The sequence below is a fragment of the Vibrio sp. B1FLJ16 genome (genome assembly GCF_905175385.1).
Taxonomy (GTDB): Bacteria; Pseudomonadota; Gammaproteobacteria; order Enterobacterales; family Vibrionaceae; genus Vibrio.
This window is the reverse complement of record NZ_HG992750.1, coordinates 163,013-177,310: the sequence shown is the minus strand read 5'-3', so window position 1 is coordinate 177,310 and position 14,298 is coordinate 163,013. Positions and strand designations below refer to the sequence as shown.

Below are 14,298 nucleotides of genomic sequence, written 5' to 3'. Positions count from 1 at the left end.
CCTAGTGACTTACTGCTTTGCTTTATTGCACAGGTACAATTTGGTCGTTTACGAAGTGAGTGAACACATAATCTTTCGCGCCGATCGCATCATGTTGTGTTTCACTGAATGGGCGTTTGAAGTCCTTGATCAAGCCCTTGTAGTCATCGATACGGTAGTAACCCGAACGAATATCACTGCCTTTTGTCGAACCGGCATTTTCAATCGCCATCGCTGTCAGATGCATCGCATCATAGGCATTGGCAATTCCCACTGCTGGTGTCACGTCAGCAACGGTTTTAATTTCCGGGAACTTAGCCTGCAGCTTGGCAAACACGTCACCGCCTTTTCCTGATTTAGTATCGGTAAACGTAAAGGTTTGAATAAAGTGCACACGATCAGCGGTTGGTCCAGCAAGTTCGCCAAAACGACCGCCAGCAGGTCCCCAGTGTGAAACCACAGGTACGTCCCAGCCCATACGCTCAAGCGACTTAACTACCTGAGCTGAAGGGGCTACGTTAGCGACCATCAACAAGGTGTCAGTGCCTTTCTCTTTTAGTCGGGTTAACTGTGGAACCAAATCTACGTCACCAGATTCAATTCGTTCGATACCGGTGTATTCCATACCGCGAGCTTCAAGCGCGAGACGAAACCCTTTCTCATTAGATTCGCCCCACGGGTTATTAATCAGTAGCATGCCCGGCTTTTTCATTTCGTATTTGTCGATGGCGTACTGCACTAAGGCTTCGTCGACGACTTCATCAACCGCAGAAACACGGAAAACATAGTTCTCTTTCGCGCCATTTTTCGTAATCGGTGTCCCGGCAGCCCATACGCCCATGAAAGGCATTTTCATCTTATTGGCGACAGGAACAATGGCTAATGAAACTGGCGTATCCAGCCCGCCAAACAACACAGCCACATCTTCCTTCTGAATCAGTTCGCGGGCGGCCAGTAAACCTTTAGACGGATTACTTTCATCGTCACGACGCACAAGCTCTAACGGACGTCCAAGTACGCCACCAGCCGAGTTAATTTCATCAATCGCAACCTCTAAGCCTCGTGTTATCGCCTCCCCTGACTTTGCAGACTGTCCGGAGAGTGCGGCTACCAGACCCACTTTGATAGGCTCAACGGCATAAGCAGAGATAGCACTTAACGAAAGCACCGTGCCAACCCCAACCTTTAATCCTTTGTTCACCAATTTCTTCATTGTTAAACGCTTCATAAAATCCCTCCTCTCATTAATTGCTAGCTATTGCACAATTATTGCTAGCAATTAAGATGCCAGACGAAAAGCCCTGATTTTCGGTGAATTAGCGTAAAAATGTGCACAAAAATGATCCAAAGTGGATAAGTTTGCACCAAATGTATACAACAAGGACATAGATATGACAGAAGTAGATAAAGCAATAGAAGTCGTGAGTAAGTTTTTAGAAGCGTCAATGATTCCAGATCCGGACACCGCTGCTACGTACATGGATAGCGACGTAAAAATTACGTTCACCGGACGCAGAGAGATGGAAAATGCCCAGGCAATCACGGCATTTAATCAGCAACGATATGAGTGGGTAAAAAAGAATATCGTCCAGTACGATGCGATGCAGAAAGAGGATCATTGTGTGGTTTATTCCATCGGCTACTTGTATGGGCAATGGAAAGATGGTCGTCACTTTGACGGTAACCGCTACACCGACCGTTTTGAGGTACGTAACGGGAAAATCACCAAGATGGATGTACTCAATGATAGTGCTGAGTGGATCCTCTCGCCGGAAATCAACCGCGAACAAGCCTAACTAAACTTCATATTCAGCCAGCTAATTGCAAATAAAAAAGGCCTGCGAACGACTTGTTTGCAGGCCTTTAGCCTTGAGCTCAGTGAACACCTGAAACGAACCAAATGAGTTTGTAAATTCTCACAACGAGTAATAATAAAGCCCATCTTGGGGTACGAACCCCAGTTTTTCAAACATAGCCTGAGAACGGAAGTTACCTTTATCGATATCAGCAATTAGCTGATTTATACCTAATGACTTAGCGTGTAAGAACAACAAACCCAAAGCTTCAGACATAAAGTCGTGCTTCCAGTAACTAACGTTAAGAAGACACCCAACCTCACAAGAAGTACGGCACGCACTGAACGCATGTAAGCCACAAACACCAATCACTTTGTCTGACGTTCTTTCAACTATCGCCCATTCCAGAGACTGATTGAGTTTTTCTAACAGCACCACGCTCTCCAGCATCTGGTGAATCATGTCCAAACTCGTAAATGTTGGGTCTGAGGCAAATTGCATGGTCTGTTCATGACCATAAATCTCAAACAGATCGTAAGCATCATCGGCTCGAATCGTTCTTAAAATGACGCGATCACCGTATAAATCTGGCTTCATTCCAATCCTTGTTCAAAGAGAGTTATGAGACAAATGGTTCACCTGTCTCTTTCGGGTCAAGACCATATTCGTTACTGCCTTTATCACCGTCAGTCGCCGCAAATATAATCAGTACGATAAAACCAATCACCGGTATCAACCCAATTAACGCCCACCAACCCGTACGTCCAATATCGTGTAATCGACGAACGGTAACCGCTATACCGGGAATTAACACTGCTAGGCCGTACACAGCACCGATAAACGTCGTGCCTAATAATCCGTCCAAGAACTCTAAAACAATAGTGATAAGAATATTGAAAAGAAAAAACATCCAATACTCTTTTCGCCTTGCTCTCCCTGTAAATACTGCATATTTTTTTTAGGACGGCTAAATACCATTCCATACTCTTCTCTCCAGAACTTATAAATTCGTCTAAGCGCAGTTTTGGCGCATAGGCTTTTTGCACAATAATAAATACAACCCATACATTTTAGCGTACTTTACAATCAGCAACTTAGTTCGGGAGTGAGACAGCAGAATCATCAAAGTCGACCAGACCGCATTATTTAAAAATATTTAACGAAGGATAGGGAGTGCAGGAGTAAATATCTTGTTGAGGCACGGAACGGACAATTTGAAGGAACATAAATAGCAGGTCAGGTGACTACCAACCCAACCTGTTATCGGTGAATATCTTTTTACTTAGCAGCTTAAGACTCTTCATCCAAACGACGTATTAATTTCGCTGGTGTGCCACCATACAGACAGTCTGGCGGTACGTCACTGTTCACCACAGAGTTAGCAGCAATAACGGAGCGCGCACCAATCGTAACACCTTGGTTGATAACAGAGTTCCCGCCAATCCATACATCGTCTTCAATAGTGATAGGTTTACAAAAGGTTTCCCAGCGACGACGACTGCGATAATCCAGAGAATGTGAAGCGGTGTAAAACTGAGCGCTTGGACCGATCAGCACATTGTTGCCAATGGTAATTTTTGCGCCATCGAGCATTACCACATTCATGTTGATAAAAGTCTCTTCGCCAATTTCAATCGTTTTACCAAACTCACAATGAAACGGAGCCTGAACAATACACAAACCCGCTTTACCAAACAGCTCCTTTTGCAACTCGAAACGTTTACTCTCATCGGTATTGTTGTTAAGTGCACGTAATGCATGCGTGGCATGAGTCCTAATGGTATCAATTGATTCATCCATACCATTAAACACTTGACCAGACATCATTTTTTCTAGTTCTGTCATCGAAAAACCTTACTACTTTAGCTTGTTCAGCGAGAATTTATCGCGTTTACAGTACGTGATCTGAGGAATAAAAAAAGAGAAAAGCCAGCGCTTTTCTCTTTCCTGTTTTCTGAATTTTTAAGTTCTGCGAGACCTACACAATTTCCCAGCTGTGAGTCATCTCAACACCCTGACCGAGCATTAAGCAGACTGAGCAGTATTTTTCCAGTGAATCAGCGGCTACTTTTGCCACGATCTCTGAGTCAAGATCTTCGCCAGACACTTCGAAATGGATGTTTACCTGAGTAAAAATGCGTGGTGCTGTTTCGCGGCGCTCTGTGGTTAACCTAGCGTTAACTGCGGTTACCTTTTGATCTGCCGATTTCAACCCATCTACAACATCCACAGAGCTACAACCACCAGCAGCCATCAGAACCATTTCCATAGGGCTTGGGGCGGTTGCACCACCATTGCCGTCCATCACAACTGAGTGACCGGACTGAGACTGGCCCAGGAACTTAAAATCTTCGACCCATTTAACTTCTGCTTGCATGGTTTTCCTCATATTTCTTTGCCGGCTCATTCTAAACATAAGCGGAGTATACCCAAGTAGCCTCAAGATACTCGGTTCAGCGAGAATAACTTGGGTGTATTACATGGCGATACTCTATCTTTGCCAGAAAAAAGGACAACGTATATTTTAAAAACAATGCAATTTTTTCGCTCTGTTACCTTTCTACTTACGTAACAGTTGAAAAAATAATCATAGAGGATGCTATGAAAATGTTATCTAAGCGACTAATCGGATTCTCTTTCGCGCTTCCGGTCTTGTTTCTATTGCTGAGTAAAACCGCTCTCGCGGATACAATGCCCAAAACTAATACATCAGCTAACACTGAAGTCACCACACTCGCAGGTGGCTGTTTTTGGTGTACGGAATCAGATCTAGAACAACTGCCCGGCGTATTGGACGTTGTATCCGGTTACTCAGGCGGTCACGTTAAAAACCCAACGTACAAACAAGTGTCCTCAGGTAAAAGCGGCCATATTGAAGTGATTGAGGTGAAATATAATCCGGAAGTGGTGAGCTACGAGCAGGTACTGGATTACTTTTTCAGACACATAGACCCAACGGACGATAAAGGCTCGTTTGTAGACCGTGGTCCTCAGTATCGCCCGGCGATTTTTTATCATACTGCAGAGCAAAAGCAGATTGCCGAGCAGTTTATGATGGAAATCGACAAAGCGATGATCTACCCGAAACCACTCAAAACAGAGCTTATTAAGTTTGAGACATTCTATCCTGCGGAAGAGTACCATCAGGACTATTACAAAAAGAGCAGTCTGAAATACAAATATTACCGCTACGCTTCGGGTCGAGATAAATATCTGGATGAAGTGTTTGGTGATGACCGCACAGAGCATCCGAAAACCCTGAGAAAGCTTATTGATGAAAAGAATCTGCTGTCGAAAGTGAAAGCATACAGTAAGCCTTCTCAAACTGAGATTAAGTCCACCTTAACTGAGATCCAGTATTACGTAACTCAGGAAGAGGGAACGGAAAAACCTTTTGATAATGAGTACTGGGATAACAAAGAAGAAGGTATCTACGTCGATATAGTCAGTGGTGAACCACTTTTCTCCTCAACAGATAAATATAAATCCGGCACTGGTTGGCCAAGCTTTACCAAGCCTATCAATCCAGGTTATATCGTGGAGAAAACCGATTACAAGCTGTTGTACCCAAGAACCGAGGTTCGCAGCAAATTTGGAGATTCCCACCTGGGACACGTATTTAAAGACGGGCCAAAACCAACAGGATTACGCTATTGCATGAACTCGGCAGCAATGAAGTTTGTTCCGGTAAGTAAAATGGCAAAACTGGGCTACAACGACTATTTATATCTTTTTGAATAAAAGTATACCCAAATGACTTCAAGGTGCAGGATTCAGAGCGTTGTCACTGGCTCAAATTCGAGGAAAGTAACGCAGCGGAATAGCAAGCTATTTCCAAGTTATTTGACGCTGAAATTGTGTCAGTGACACGCTCCCAAAGGGCGAGTTGCATTGGCTCACAGCCTTTGTTAACGATTTTTGATTTAGAACCACTAGACCTTCAAATAGTTGCCGCGACTGTAAGCCAATGCATTCTCGCTGAACCAGGCACCTTGAAGTTATTTGGGTATATATGAAAGGCTTTAAATCACATCTGCCAACGAAGATTTGCCCTGCCTGCGAACGCCCGTTTTGCTGGAGAAAAAAGTGGGCGAAAAACTGGCCTGATGTGGTTTACTGCTCGGAGCGCTGTCGACGTAATAATTCACAAAAAACGCAGTCTTAGCGGGCTTCACCAAGGTAAGCACTCGCCGTCATACGCCCAAAACGCCCCGCTATCTTGCGGGGTTGCTTTTTCTATTAACGTAATCAAATCAAACGCAACACGTTCTGGCGTAAAAAGTCTGTCTAGTGGGACATTCGCTTGAAACGGTTTTGACAACGGCGTATCTGTGGTGCCGGGATGTAACGCTAACACCACTCCATGCTTTACAGTACGTTGCCACTCAATCGCCAAGGTTTTAAGAAACATGTTTAATGCGGCTTTGGAGGATCGGTAGCTGTACCAGCCACCAAGTTGATTATCATTGATGCTGCCGACTTTTGCCGATATAGAAGCAAATTTAGGGGCATAGCTGCGCTTTAAAGCCGGTGTAAAGTATTTCGCCAACAGTAGAGTTGGCAGAGTATTCACTGAGATAGTTTGTAGGAAAAAGTCCACATCGAGAGAGCTCACGTTCTTTTCTGGTCCCTTCTCCTTGGTATGTAGCATCCCAACGCAGTTAATAACCCAGTCGACATTCCCGACATTCACACTCAACTCTTTTACTTGCGATTCATCAGTGGCATCTATTTGATGCCAAGTCACTTCTAATAGAGAGCGTTCTGGAATTTCTCGATGATAGGTAGCATGAATCTTTGCTGTCGGAAAGCGCCTCACCGCCTCTTGAGTCATCGCCCATCCTATCCCTCCATTGCCACCGACAACCAGTATTTTCATTACAGGTTCTCCAAGTCAGAAATATATCGCTCTGCGGTATCGAGAATGGCTTGGCGCTGCGGTTGTTCCATATTATCCCAAGAACGAAATATCATCCCTGTGCGGGGATTTTTCGCTAAGCGCTTATCGTGCTTATGCATGAATCGCCAATACAGGCTGTTAAACGGACACGAACCTTCACCGCTACGAGCTTTGTTATCGTAAGAGCAGTTTTTGCAGTAATCACTCATCTTATTAATGTAGGAGCCACTGGCCGCATAGGGCTTAGTGCCGACAATTCCGCCGTCGGCAAACAGTGCCATGCCTCTTGTATTCGGCATTTCTACCCACTCAATCGCATCAACATAAATACCGAGATACCATTGTTCCACCTGGTCAGGATCGATCTCAGTGAGCAAACAAAAATTACCTGTGACCATCAAACGCTGAATGTGGTGTGCATAGGCATAATCGAGTGACTGTCCAATCGCATTGCGCATACACGCCATTTTCGTTTCCCCGCTCCAGAAGTAACCGGGTAACTGACGTGATGCTCCAAGCTCATTATGTTTCGGATACTGTGGCATGTTCGCCCAGTAAACGCCGCGTATGTACTCTCGCCAGCCTAATATTTGACGGATGAAACCTTCTACCTGACTGACATCAATATCCGGGTTAGCGTGGAATGCGCTAAGAGCATCATCAATGACTTCTTTAGGATGCAGTAACTTGCTGTTCATCGAGAAAGACAACCGGCTGTGGTACAGACTCCACTGGGCGTTATGCTCAGCCGTCATCGCGTCCTGAAAGCGTCCGAATTGCGGCAAACAAACCTGACAAAAATGGGCTAACAGAGACAAACTTTGATTTCGGTTTACAGGCCATAGCAAATCGCCATTTAGCTTGCCGATGGTTTGAATGTTGTGCCGTTTGAGCCGCTCTCTAATTTCATTCACATTTAAGCTGAACATTAATGGCTTGGGCAGTTGTTCGATATCTTTTGCTTTGAGCTTATTACGATTATTGGCGTCATAATTCCATTTCCCGCCAAATGGTTTATCTTCCTGCATCAAGATATTGAAGCGCTTACGCATACGGCGGTAAAAGTGCTCCATCGTAATGTGTTTACCCTGCGGGAAGTTTCGTTCAATTTCTTCGAAAGGTAACAGGAAATGCTCAGTATCTACGCAACGCGTTACGACACCGTCAATTTTAAGGTTGGCTAACTGTTCCAGTAGCCGGTATTCATCCGGCCTCTGATATTCAAATTTAATTGCACCTGTATCAGTGACATAATGTTTCAACACTTCACCGAGGCTCTCAAAAGGTTGAGTATTATCAAGGGACAGGTACAGCACATGATGACCTTCTTCTTGCCTTTCTCTGGCAAACTGCGCCATCGCCGCAAAAAATGCACACACTTTTTGAATGTGGTGGGTTACATAGGTATTTTCTTGCCTGAGTTCAGCTATCAGGTAAAGTACATTCTCATCCACTTGATCAAACCATGAATGCTCGCTGTTGAGCTGGTCACCAAGTATTAGCCTCACCGTTTCATAATGCACAATTAATTTCACTCACTAATAATTCACATTTCAAATCACTCACCGTGGACATTAAGCCCAGAATCGATTGAAATCCTGTATTTAACCTAAATCTAATGAAAAAAATAAAGCGGTATGCACCAATTTCCGCTACTCTACCCACAATTCCATTTTGCTACTTTCATGCACAAATGACCGACGAGTTAAAAAAATCCGCCGAGAACTTAAAAAAAGCAGTACCGCTGATGTTCAAGAATCAGGTAGCTGCCACCCCAGCCAACTATGCGCTTTGGTATGCATACGTAGATCATACGATTCCAGATCTTAATCTGGAAATGGATACCGTGTTGGACAACTATGAAACTTTCCCTCCGACAAGTACTGACCACCTGTATAAGCGCTACGTGGCGAACAAAGCAGAAACCAGCTTAGACGATCTCAGAACCAACATAGAAGTTCTGCTGAATGAAGTATCCAGTTCGATGAGTGATACCCTTTCTGATACTTCATCATTTTCCGATATGGTCGATAAGAGCTTTAGCAAACTAGAAAAAGTTCAAGACAGTAACTTGAGTATCGAAGAAGTAATGAGTGTTGTTCGTCAGCTTGTTGCGGATTCTCACGAAATTCGTCATTCCACTAAATTCTTAAATTATCAGCTCACTAACGCGAGTAAAGAGATTGCTCGTCTGAAAGATCAATTAGCTGATGTACAAAAAGACGCGTTGTTTGACGGCCTGTCTGGTCTGTACAACCGTCGCGCTTTTGACGGAGATCTGGCTTCTTTGGTTGAAGCAAATCAGACGATGAGCCTTGTTATGATTGATATTGACCATTTTAAAGAATTTAACGACAGCTACGGCCATCTCTTTGGTGACAACGTTCTTAAAGCCATCGCTCGCCGATTGCAACAAGGTTGTCGTGAGGGAGCTTGTGCCTATCGTTTTGGAGGCGAAGAGTTCGCTTTAATATTGCCGAATAAGTCACTACGTATGGCCCGTCAGTATGCCGATAGTTTACGCCGTATGATCGAGAAATTGCGGGTAAAAGATAAACGTACCGGCAAGCCAGTGGACAATATTACCGCCTCTTTTGGTGTTGCAGAATTTGAACCTGGCGACACGGCTGACTGTCTGGTCTATAAAGCGGATAAACAGCTTTATGATGCAAAGCAATTGGGACGCAACCGAGTGATGCCTCTTTAACTTCCAGGAGCAGTAACCAATACTGGTTACATCGGAAAAATAACAAACCCTGCATACTGTGCAGGGTTTTGTCTTCTTGGCTGTTGGATTACGGATGCTGAAATTAATCCACGTTGTAGCAGTAGCTCAGGTTGTAGTCTTCACCATTTTTAGCGGTGTATTCTTTATCTTCACTGCATGCCATCGGCTTACCTTTTGTATCACCCTTCACTAAGCTGATCCAATGGCGCATGGCAGTTGGTGCATTACCTGTAAGCTCAGGGCTGAATGTTGTGCGGGTTTCCAGCTGAATATCATCGATATCCATCAGCTCAACGCTACCTGTGCCCTTGTGGCAACCAAACATTACTTCCACATGGTTTCCTGATTCATCTTTTAGCAGAATGGATTTAGGATCTTCCTTCTCGCCGGTGTAAGCGACAAAGTGCTTCGGACACTTCATTCCGCTGTGTGTACCGTCTTTGAAGTAAGCCAATACATGACGGTAGTCGATTACGTAACTTGATACATCCTCGTGAGATCCGTTTTCCAGTGGGAACATACGGTCAAGTAGTTGTTTAGCTTTAACTTGTTTCTCACTCTGTTGCTCTGCACTCACCGCTTCGACGGCAAATACGGCTTCAGCGATAAATGGGCGTTGTTGTTTTTGCATTTCTTTTTTATCGAAGTTCAGCATATTCATCGTCATATCCTCACACTGTAAAACTCGTTCTCGACTACACACTTCATACTGTTGTTTAAGTTTCAGGCAATTCTGTGAAGTTAATGGTTAATTTCCTTGCCTGCTCACTATGTAGATTAGCGAAATATTTACTACAATTTCACAACAAAAATTTTACAATGTGAATTTTACAAAATGTCTGTGTCAAAAAGCTTAATTCGTCAGTCTCATTTTCTTGGTACTAAAATACGTAACCTAAGAAAAAACAACCATTTAACTATGGAAGACCTTTCTGCACGCTGCGTGAGGATCAATCCAGAGTACGCACCTTCGGTTTCTTACCTTTCCATGATTGAACGCGGTAAACGTGTTCCAAGTATCGATATGCTTGAGGTAATCGCAGAAGTTTTTCAAAAAAATCCGGCGTGGTTTTTAGATGATGAACCAGAGCTTCAAGCCATTACGCCGAATAAAGGCAACCGTGGCGGCATTAGTGGTATGGCATTAGAACCTAGCTTTTTGTTTTCCAATGACATTTTGCAAATTGCGATTCCTGAAATGCTTTCCCAGACGGGCATCACCGGACGTCAGTTCGCCCACCTGCTCATTCGCGCACACCAGGAAAGTCATCAGAATCACTTCCCTGACTTGGAGCGTGCTGCAGAAGAAGTCGGGCTAAAGCGTCTGAACCTTTCAGTGGAAGATTTAATCGATATTGCAAAAAGCATGGGGCTGGATATTCGCTGGATTGATCGTGCTCCTCAGGATGTCATTGATGAACTGGGAGTAAGTGCAAAACAATTGATAACTTCGTTTATGGAGGCACCAGGAACGATTTATCTCAACAAACGGATGCGCGATTATCCGACGAGGCTGAAGTACGACTTAGCGGTATACATTGGCCACCGCGTACTGCACAGCAGTGATGCGATGAACAACGTGCTTTCTATCGGACACCAGGACAGCTGGGATCAATCAGACAGTCTGACCACGAACTCAGGGCTGAACTCGCAAGACATTTTACAGGCATGGCGCGATTTTGAGTCCAGTTTCTTTGCCGGTGCGCTCCTATGTCCTAAAGTTCCATTCCGCCAGTTGTTAGACCGTTCTGGCTACGAAATCGATGTACACAAAAAAGCAGGGGTTTCCCCTTCCGTTGCGATGCGTCGGATGACCGTCGTGTCGCCTTACCCGCACTGGCACTATTTTGACGCCTACGGTCCGGGAAAACTTAAAGCAGTTTACAGAGGCAACGGCATTCCGCTGCCGTGGGGCAACATGCGTAAAGTCAACGATCCTTGTCAGCACTGGGCAGTATTTCGCCGCTTATCTCAACCACTAGATACCAGCTCAGCGCAAATCTCAATTCTGAATGTGGGTGACGAGCCCCGTATTTACTGCTGTGAATCAGTCAATGTATTTGACCCTGCGGGAAATAATCGTGTTTTGTGTGCCGGTATCGATTTGAACCCGGCAATCTCTGCACAAGGTGGTGATGCTGTTTCTATTGCAGAGGAACTGAAATCACTGTGTGTTGCTTCCGGCGGAAGCAGCATGATTCCGGCGCATATTAAAAAGGACTTAACGACCATCGCTAAGATTCTGAATATCAACTGGATAGAGCGTGGAATCCAAACCCAGGCAAGGCTAATTTGTTCAAGAGGAGCAGTCTGCCCAAGACAACCAAGCTGTTACAGTAAGTGTGGCGAGGCGGAAGAAGGATGCAATAACGTCGACATTCTCAATCTCTAGAAAGAAAAAACGCCAATCACAACAATCGTGATTGGCGATATATACTTGTGAACAAATTCTATTCACTAACAACGTCAGTTGGCTAGGTGACCCTCGGCTTAATAAGGGTCGCTTAAATATAAGCATTATGTGTGCCAACTTTAAAAAAGCCAGTTTATGGCCAACTTAGATGCATATCGTTGCTTTATTAGGCAGTATTTTCGCGTTTTGCAATTGCAAAGTGCAATCACTTCCGAATATGCCATCTGCCGCATTGCTACTAATTACTTTCTCAAAAAGACATTCAATCCCATTCAGAACAATGTGCGGTTTTTTATATTAAAAGCTTGCCATAAAAGTGCGCAATAAAGATTATCCCCACACCTTCTGAACATTTTGACTGCTACTATGTTTCTGCTGATACATTTTTTGATCGGCAATTTTCATCATTTGTTCCGGAGAATCGATAGTCGGATCAAACATCGCATATCCAATACTCACACTTACATAAAATGACTCTTTTTCGTACACAACAGGAGTTGAGCTCAAGGATTGTCTCAGTTTCTCTAAAACAGCAAACAAATGCGCTTCTGACGTTGGGTTATTTACCACAGCCAAGAACTCATCGCCGCCCACCCGCGCAAGCATGTCAGTGCTCTTGAGACTACTTTTTATACGAAGTGCCGTCGCCCGCAGTACTTTATCTCCAGCATCATGACCATAAGTATCATTAATGTATTTAAACCGGTTGAGATCAATGTTGATCAAGGCAAAACTATCACGATGATTATGTCGCTTAGCGTCTGCAAACTGCCGCTTATAAGATTTCATAAAATAGCGACGATTTGGTAGCTGTGTCAGCTCATCGTGCAGAGCCCTGGTATCAGCAATAATATACAAACGATAAATAGCGAAAAGCGCGATACTCAATACCAAGAGTGCAGGATAACCAATCATCCTAACCATATGAAATGAGTACCAAGGGAGTTGATGTTCTGGAATCCCGCCGGGGAACACGGTTAAACTCCAGCTGCCGTGTGGAAAATGTACCGTTTCTTGAGCAAATTGCGGCTTTGATGTGCTCTTCGTGCCGAAGAAGACTCCGCCTGATTCACCTTCACTGTCATAGCCACGTATCATTAGCGGATAACGCTGAGAAAAGTCGATCACACCAGTCGCTTTTAACAGACTATCAAAGTCGATAACAGCACTGATAACTCCCCAGTAATCACTATTAAGCGGAGGGTCGCGAAAAACAGGAACACGTACAATAAGTCCTAGTCCCCCCTGTACCAGAGAAACCGGACCTGCTATGAATATCTCCTGAATTTCTCTGGCTTTCTGTACTTGAACCCACTGTTCAGGCACTGTGCGATAGTCTAGGCCGAGAACATCTTCGTTACCTTTAGCGGGAAAAATAAAGTTCAGTACGTCGTTTTCTGCAACCCCAATAGCTGTAATATTTTTACTTTTGTTGACGACTCTGTCAGCGGCGATACTCAGCTCTTTCTTATTGCTCTTCGGTAGTAGTGTCACTAGGGTACCTAACGTGCTGGCTTTATAGATGTCAGCCATGAGCTCAGCTTCCAGATTGGAGCGGAGAATAGACAGTTGCACTTTAGCTTCAATTTGCAACTGTTCCCGGTTGAGTTCTCGATGACTCTGTTGAGTTAACTCAATAATCCCAACACATAGAACAAAGAAAGTGAGGAAGAAAAGGGAAAAATAATACTGCTTTTTAGAGAAATAGTGCATCCGCTTTCCACTGCCTCGATACCACCTCGAGACTCGTTTAAATATTGTTAGAATTCTTATTGAAATAATACCCAATAGCTATCATAAAGATAACTGTTATCTGAGTTTTTTATTAATTGGTGCAAGGCATGCAACAGCAAGGTGATTTATTTGGAAACGCCTACTGGCAAGAAGTTCAGCAGGGAAGGCTTTACTATTCCCCTCACTTCCTCCGATCCACTGAGGCGGATGAATTTTTTTCCCGGTTAAGAACGACACTACCGTGGCAGCAAGAACGTATTAACCTCTTTGGAAAATCGGTACTTCAGCCACGCCTGCAAAGTTGGCACGGTGACGCCAGCTATACTTATTCCGGACTGACAATGTCCCCTCATTCGTGGACACCAGAGCTGATGGCTCTAAAACAACGTTGTGAAGCCATCGCCGGAGTGAGGTTTAATTCGGTACTGGCCAATTTATATCGTGACGGACAGGACTCGATGGGATGGCATCAGGACAATGAACCGGAACTAGGCAGAAACCCTGTGATTGCCTCTTTGAATTTGGGCGAAACCAGGCGCTTTGTATTAAGAAATTTACATTGTAAAACTCAGATAGAATATGAACTGTCTCATGGTGCTCTGTTAATTATGGCTGGCGAGCTGCAACATCACTGGAGACATGGAGTCCCAAAAACATCCAAGCCTAAAGGTGAACGTATTAACCTTACGTTCAGGCATATTTTGAATGTTGATTAAGGATTTATACTCTAGTTACAACCCGTCCATGG

The 14,298-nt window shown here is 44.2% G+C and carries 14 protein-coding genes and 1 pseudogene; 6 read left to right on the top strand and 9 right to left on the bottom strand.

Going from position 1 to position 14,298, the window contains the following annotated elements; genetic code table 11:
• Window positions 1-22: 22 nt before the first annotated feature.
• Entirely contained in the window at window positions 23-1,207 is a 1,185-nt protein-coding gene (locus KHN79_RS14925) for an ABC transporter substrate-binding protein (protein ID WP_211907297.1), read from the bottom strand.
• A 163-nt stretch (window positions 1,208-1,370) separates the two neighbouring features.
• Here KHN79_RS14925 and KHN79_RS14920 point away from each other — a divergent pair, with 163 nt between their 5' ends.
• Window positions 1,371-1,775, top strand: coding sequence for a nuclear transport factor 2 family protein (locus tag KHN79_RS14920; protein WP_182010273.1), 405 nt, complete (start codon window positions 1,371-1,373; stop codon window positions 1,773-1,775).
• Between the two features lie 120 nt (window positions 1,776-1,895).
• On the opposite strand, the gene KHN79_RS14915 is transcribed toward KHN79_RS14920, so the two are convergent.
• The 4 genes and pseudogenes from KHN79_RS14915 to KHN79_RS14900 form a co-directional block, all read right to left on the bottom strand.
• The gene (locus KHN79_RS14915) at window positions 1,896-2,372 is read right to left on the bottom strand and encodes a GNAT family N-acetyltransferase (RefSeq protein WP_182010274.1); all 477 of its coding nucleotides are present in this window, start codon (window positions 2,370-2,372) and stop codon (window positions 1,896-1,898) included.
• A gap of 22 nt (window positions 2,373-2,394) precedes the next feature.
• A pseudogene (locus KHN79_RS14910) lies at window positions 2,395-2,758 on the bottom strand (DUF805 domain-containing protein).
• Between the two features lie 307 nt (window positions 2,759-3,065).
• The gene (locus tag KHN79_RS14905) at window positions 3,066-3,620 is read right to left on the bottom strand and encodes a sugar O-acetyltransferase (protein ID WP_182010276.1); all 555 of its coding nucleotides are present in this window, start codon (window positions 3,618-3,620) and stop codon (window positions 3,066-3,068) included.
• Window positions 3,621-3,753: 133 nt separating this feature from the next.
• Complete coding sequence (locus KHN79_RS14900; RefSeq protein WP_182010277.1) at window positions 3,754-4,152, bottom strand: OsmC family protein; 399 nt, start codon at window positions 4,150-4,152, stop codon at window positions 3,754-3,756.
• Window positions 4,153-4,376: 224 nt separating this feature from the next.
• Between KHN79_RS14900 and msrB the strand changes: the two genes are divergently transcribed.
• Both msrB and KHN79_RS14890 read left to right on the top strand, forming a co-directional pair.
• Window positions 4,377-5,516 carry a peptide-methionine (R)-S-oxide reductase MsrB gene (msrB, locus tag KHN79_RS14895; RefSeq protein ID WP_182010278.1) on the top strand — a complete coding sequence of 380 codons (1,140 nt, stop codon included), beginning with the start codon at window positions 4,377-4,379 and terminating at the stop codon, window positions 5,514-5,516.
• Between the two features lie 271 nt (window positions 5,517-5,787).
• Window positions 5,788-5,940, top strand: coding sequence for a DUF2256 domain-containing protein (locus KHN79_RS14890; RefSeq protein WP_182010279.1), 153 nt, complete (start codon window positions 5,788-5,790; stop codon window positions 5,938-5,940).
• Between the two features lie 6 nt (window positions 5,941-5,946).
• Here the strand turns inward: KHN79_RS14890 and KHN79_RS14885 are convergent, their stop codons facing one another.
• The gene (locus KHN79_RS14885; RefSeq protein ID WP_182010280.1) at window positions 5,947-6,654 is read right to left on the bottom strand and encodes an SDR family oxidoreductase; all 708 of its coding nucleotides are present in this window, start codon (window positions 6,652-6,654) and stop codon (window positions 5,947-5,949) included.
• Window positions 6,654-8,198 (bottom strand): cryptochrome/photolyase family protein, encoded by a 1,545-nt coding sequence (locus KHN79_RS14880; protein ID WP_182010281.1) that lies wholly within the window; start codon window positions 8,196-8,198, stop codon window positions 6,654-6,656. Before KHN79_RS14880 ends, KHN79_RS14885 begins: the two co-directional genes overlap by 1 nt.
• Before the next feature lie 170 nt (window positions 8,199-8,368).
• Between KHN79_RS14880 and KHN79_RS14875 the strand changes: the two genes are divergently transcribed.
• Window positions 8,369-9,382, top strand: coding sequence for a diguanylate cyclase (locus KHN79_RS14875; RefSeq protein ID WP_182010317.1), 1,014 nt, complete (start codon window positions 8,369-8,371; stop codon window positions 9,380-9,382).
• Between the two features lie 103 nt (window positions 9,383-9,485).
• Here the strand turns inward: KHN79_RS14875 and KHN79_RS14870 are convergent, their stop codons facing one another.
• Window positions 9,486-10,064, bottom strand: coding sequence for a hypothetical protein (locus KHN79_RS14870; RefSeq protein WP_182010282.1), 579 nt, complete (start codon window positions 10,062-10,064; stop codon window positions 9,486-9,488).
• 174 nt (window positions 10,065-10,238) lie between these two features.
• On the opposite strand from KHN79_RS14870, the gene KHN79_RS14865 reads away from it, so the two are divergent.
• A complete protein-coding gene (locus KHN79_RS14865; RefSeq protein WP_182010283.1) occupies window positions 10,239-11,795 on the top strand; it encodes a DUF3612 domain-containing protein in 1,557 nt (518 codons plus the stop codon).
• A 351-nt stretch (window positions 11,796-12,146) separates the two neighbouring features.
• Here the strand turns inward: KHN79_RS14865 and KHN79_RS14860 are convergent, their stop codons facing one another.
• Window positions 12,147-13,529: a diguanylate cyclase gene (locus tag KHN79_RS14860; protein WP_182010284.1), complete on the bottom strand. Its 1,383-nt coding sequence runs from the start codon at window positions 13,527-13,529 to the stop codon at window positions 12,147-12,149.
• 128 nt (window positions 13,530-13,657) lie between these two features.
• Here KHN79_RS14860 and KHN79_RS14855 point away from each other — a divergent pair, with 128 nt between their 5' ends.
• Window positions 13,658-14,266 (top strand): alpha-ketoglutarate-dependent dioxygenase AlkB, encoded by a 609-nt coding sequence (locus KHN79_RS14855; RefSeq protein ID WP_182010285.1) that lies wholly within the window; start codon window positions 13,658-13,660, stop codon window positions 14,264-14,266.
• The last annotated feature ends 32 nt before the right edge of the window (window positions 14,267-14,298 follow it).

Excerpts from the sequence above, each read along its gene's own strand:
- KHN79_RS14925 (WP_211907297.1), bottom strand. The coding sequence starts at position 1,207 with ATGAAGCGTTTAACAATGAAGAAATTGGTGAACAAAGGATTAAAGGTT.
- msrB (WP_182010278.1), top strand. The coding sequence starts at position 4,377 with ATGAAAATGTTATCTAAGCGACTAATCGGATTCTCTTTCGCGCTTCCG.
- KHN79_RS14920 (WP_182010273.1), top strand. The coding sequence starts at position 1,371 with ATGACAGAAGTAGATAAAGCAATAGAAGTCGTGAGTAAGTTTTTAGAA.
- KHN79_RS14860 (WP_182010284.1), bottom strand. The coding sequence starts at position 13,529 with ATGCACTATTTCTCTAAAAAGCAGTATTATTTTTCCCTTTTCTTCCTC.
- KHN79_RS14855 (WP_182010285.1), top strand. The coding sequence starts at position 13,658 with ATGCAACAGCAAGGTGATTTATTTGGAAACGCCTACTGGCAAGAAGTT.
- KHN79_RS14890 (WP_182010279.1), top strand. The coding sequence starts at position 5,788 with ATGAAAGGCTTTAAATCACATCTGCCAACGAAGATTTGCCCTGCCTGC.
- KHN79_RS14915 (WP_182010274.1), bottom strand. The coding sequence starts at position 2,372 with ATGAAGCCAGATTTATACGGTGATCGCGTCATTTTAAGAACGATTCGA.
- KHN79_RS14905 (WP_182010276.1), bottom strand. The coding sequence starts at position 3,620 with ATGACAGAACTAGAAAAAATGATGTCTGGTCAAGTGTTTAATGGTATG.
- KHN79_RS14865 (WP_182010283.1), top strand. The coding sequence starts at position 10,239 with ATGTCTGTGTCAAAAAGCTTAATTCGTCAGTCTCATTTTCTTGGTACT.
- KHN79_RS14875 (WP_182010317.1), top strand. The coding sequence starts at position 8,369 with ATGACCGACGAGTTAAAAAAATCCGCCGAGAACTTAAAAAAAGCAGTA.
- KHN79_RS14885 (WP_182010280.1), bottom strand. The coding sequence starts at position 6,654 with ATGAAAATACTGGTTGTCGGTGGCAATGGAGGGATAGGATGGGCGATG.
- KHN79_RS14870 (WP_182010282.1), bottom strand. The coding sequence starts at position 10,064 with ATGAATATGCTGAACTTCGATAAAAAAGAAATGCAAAAACAACAACGC.
- KHN79_RS14900 (WP_182010277.1), bottom strand. The coding sequence starts at position 4,152 with ATGCAAGCAGAAGTTAAATGGGTCGAAGATTTTAAGTTCCTGGGCCAG.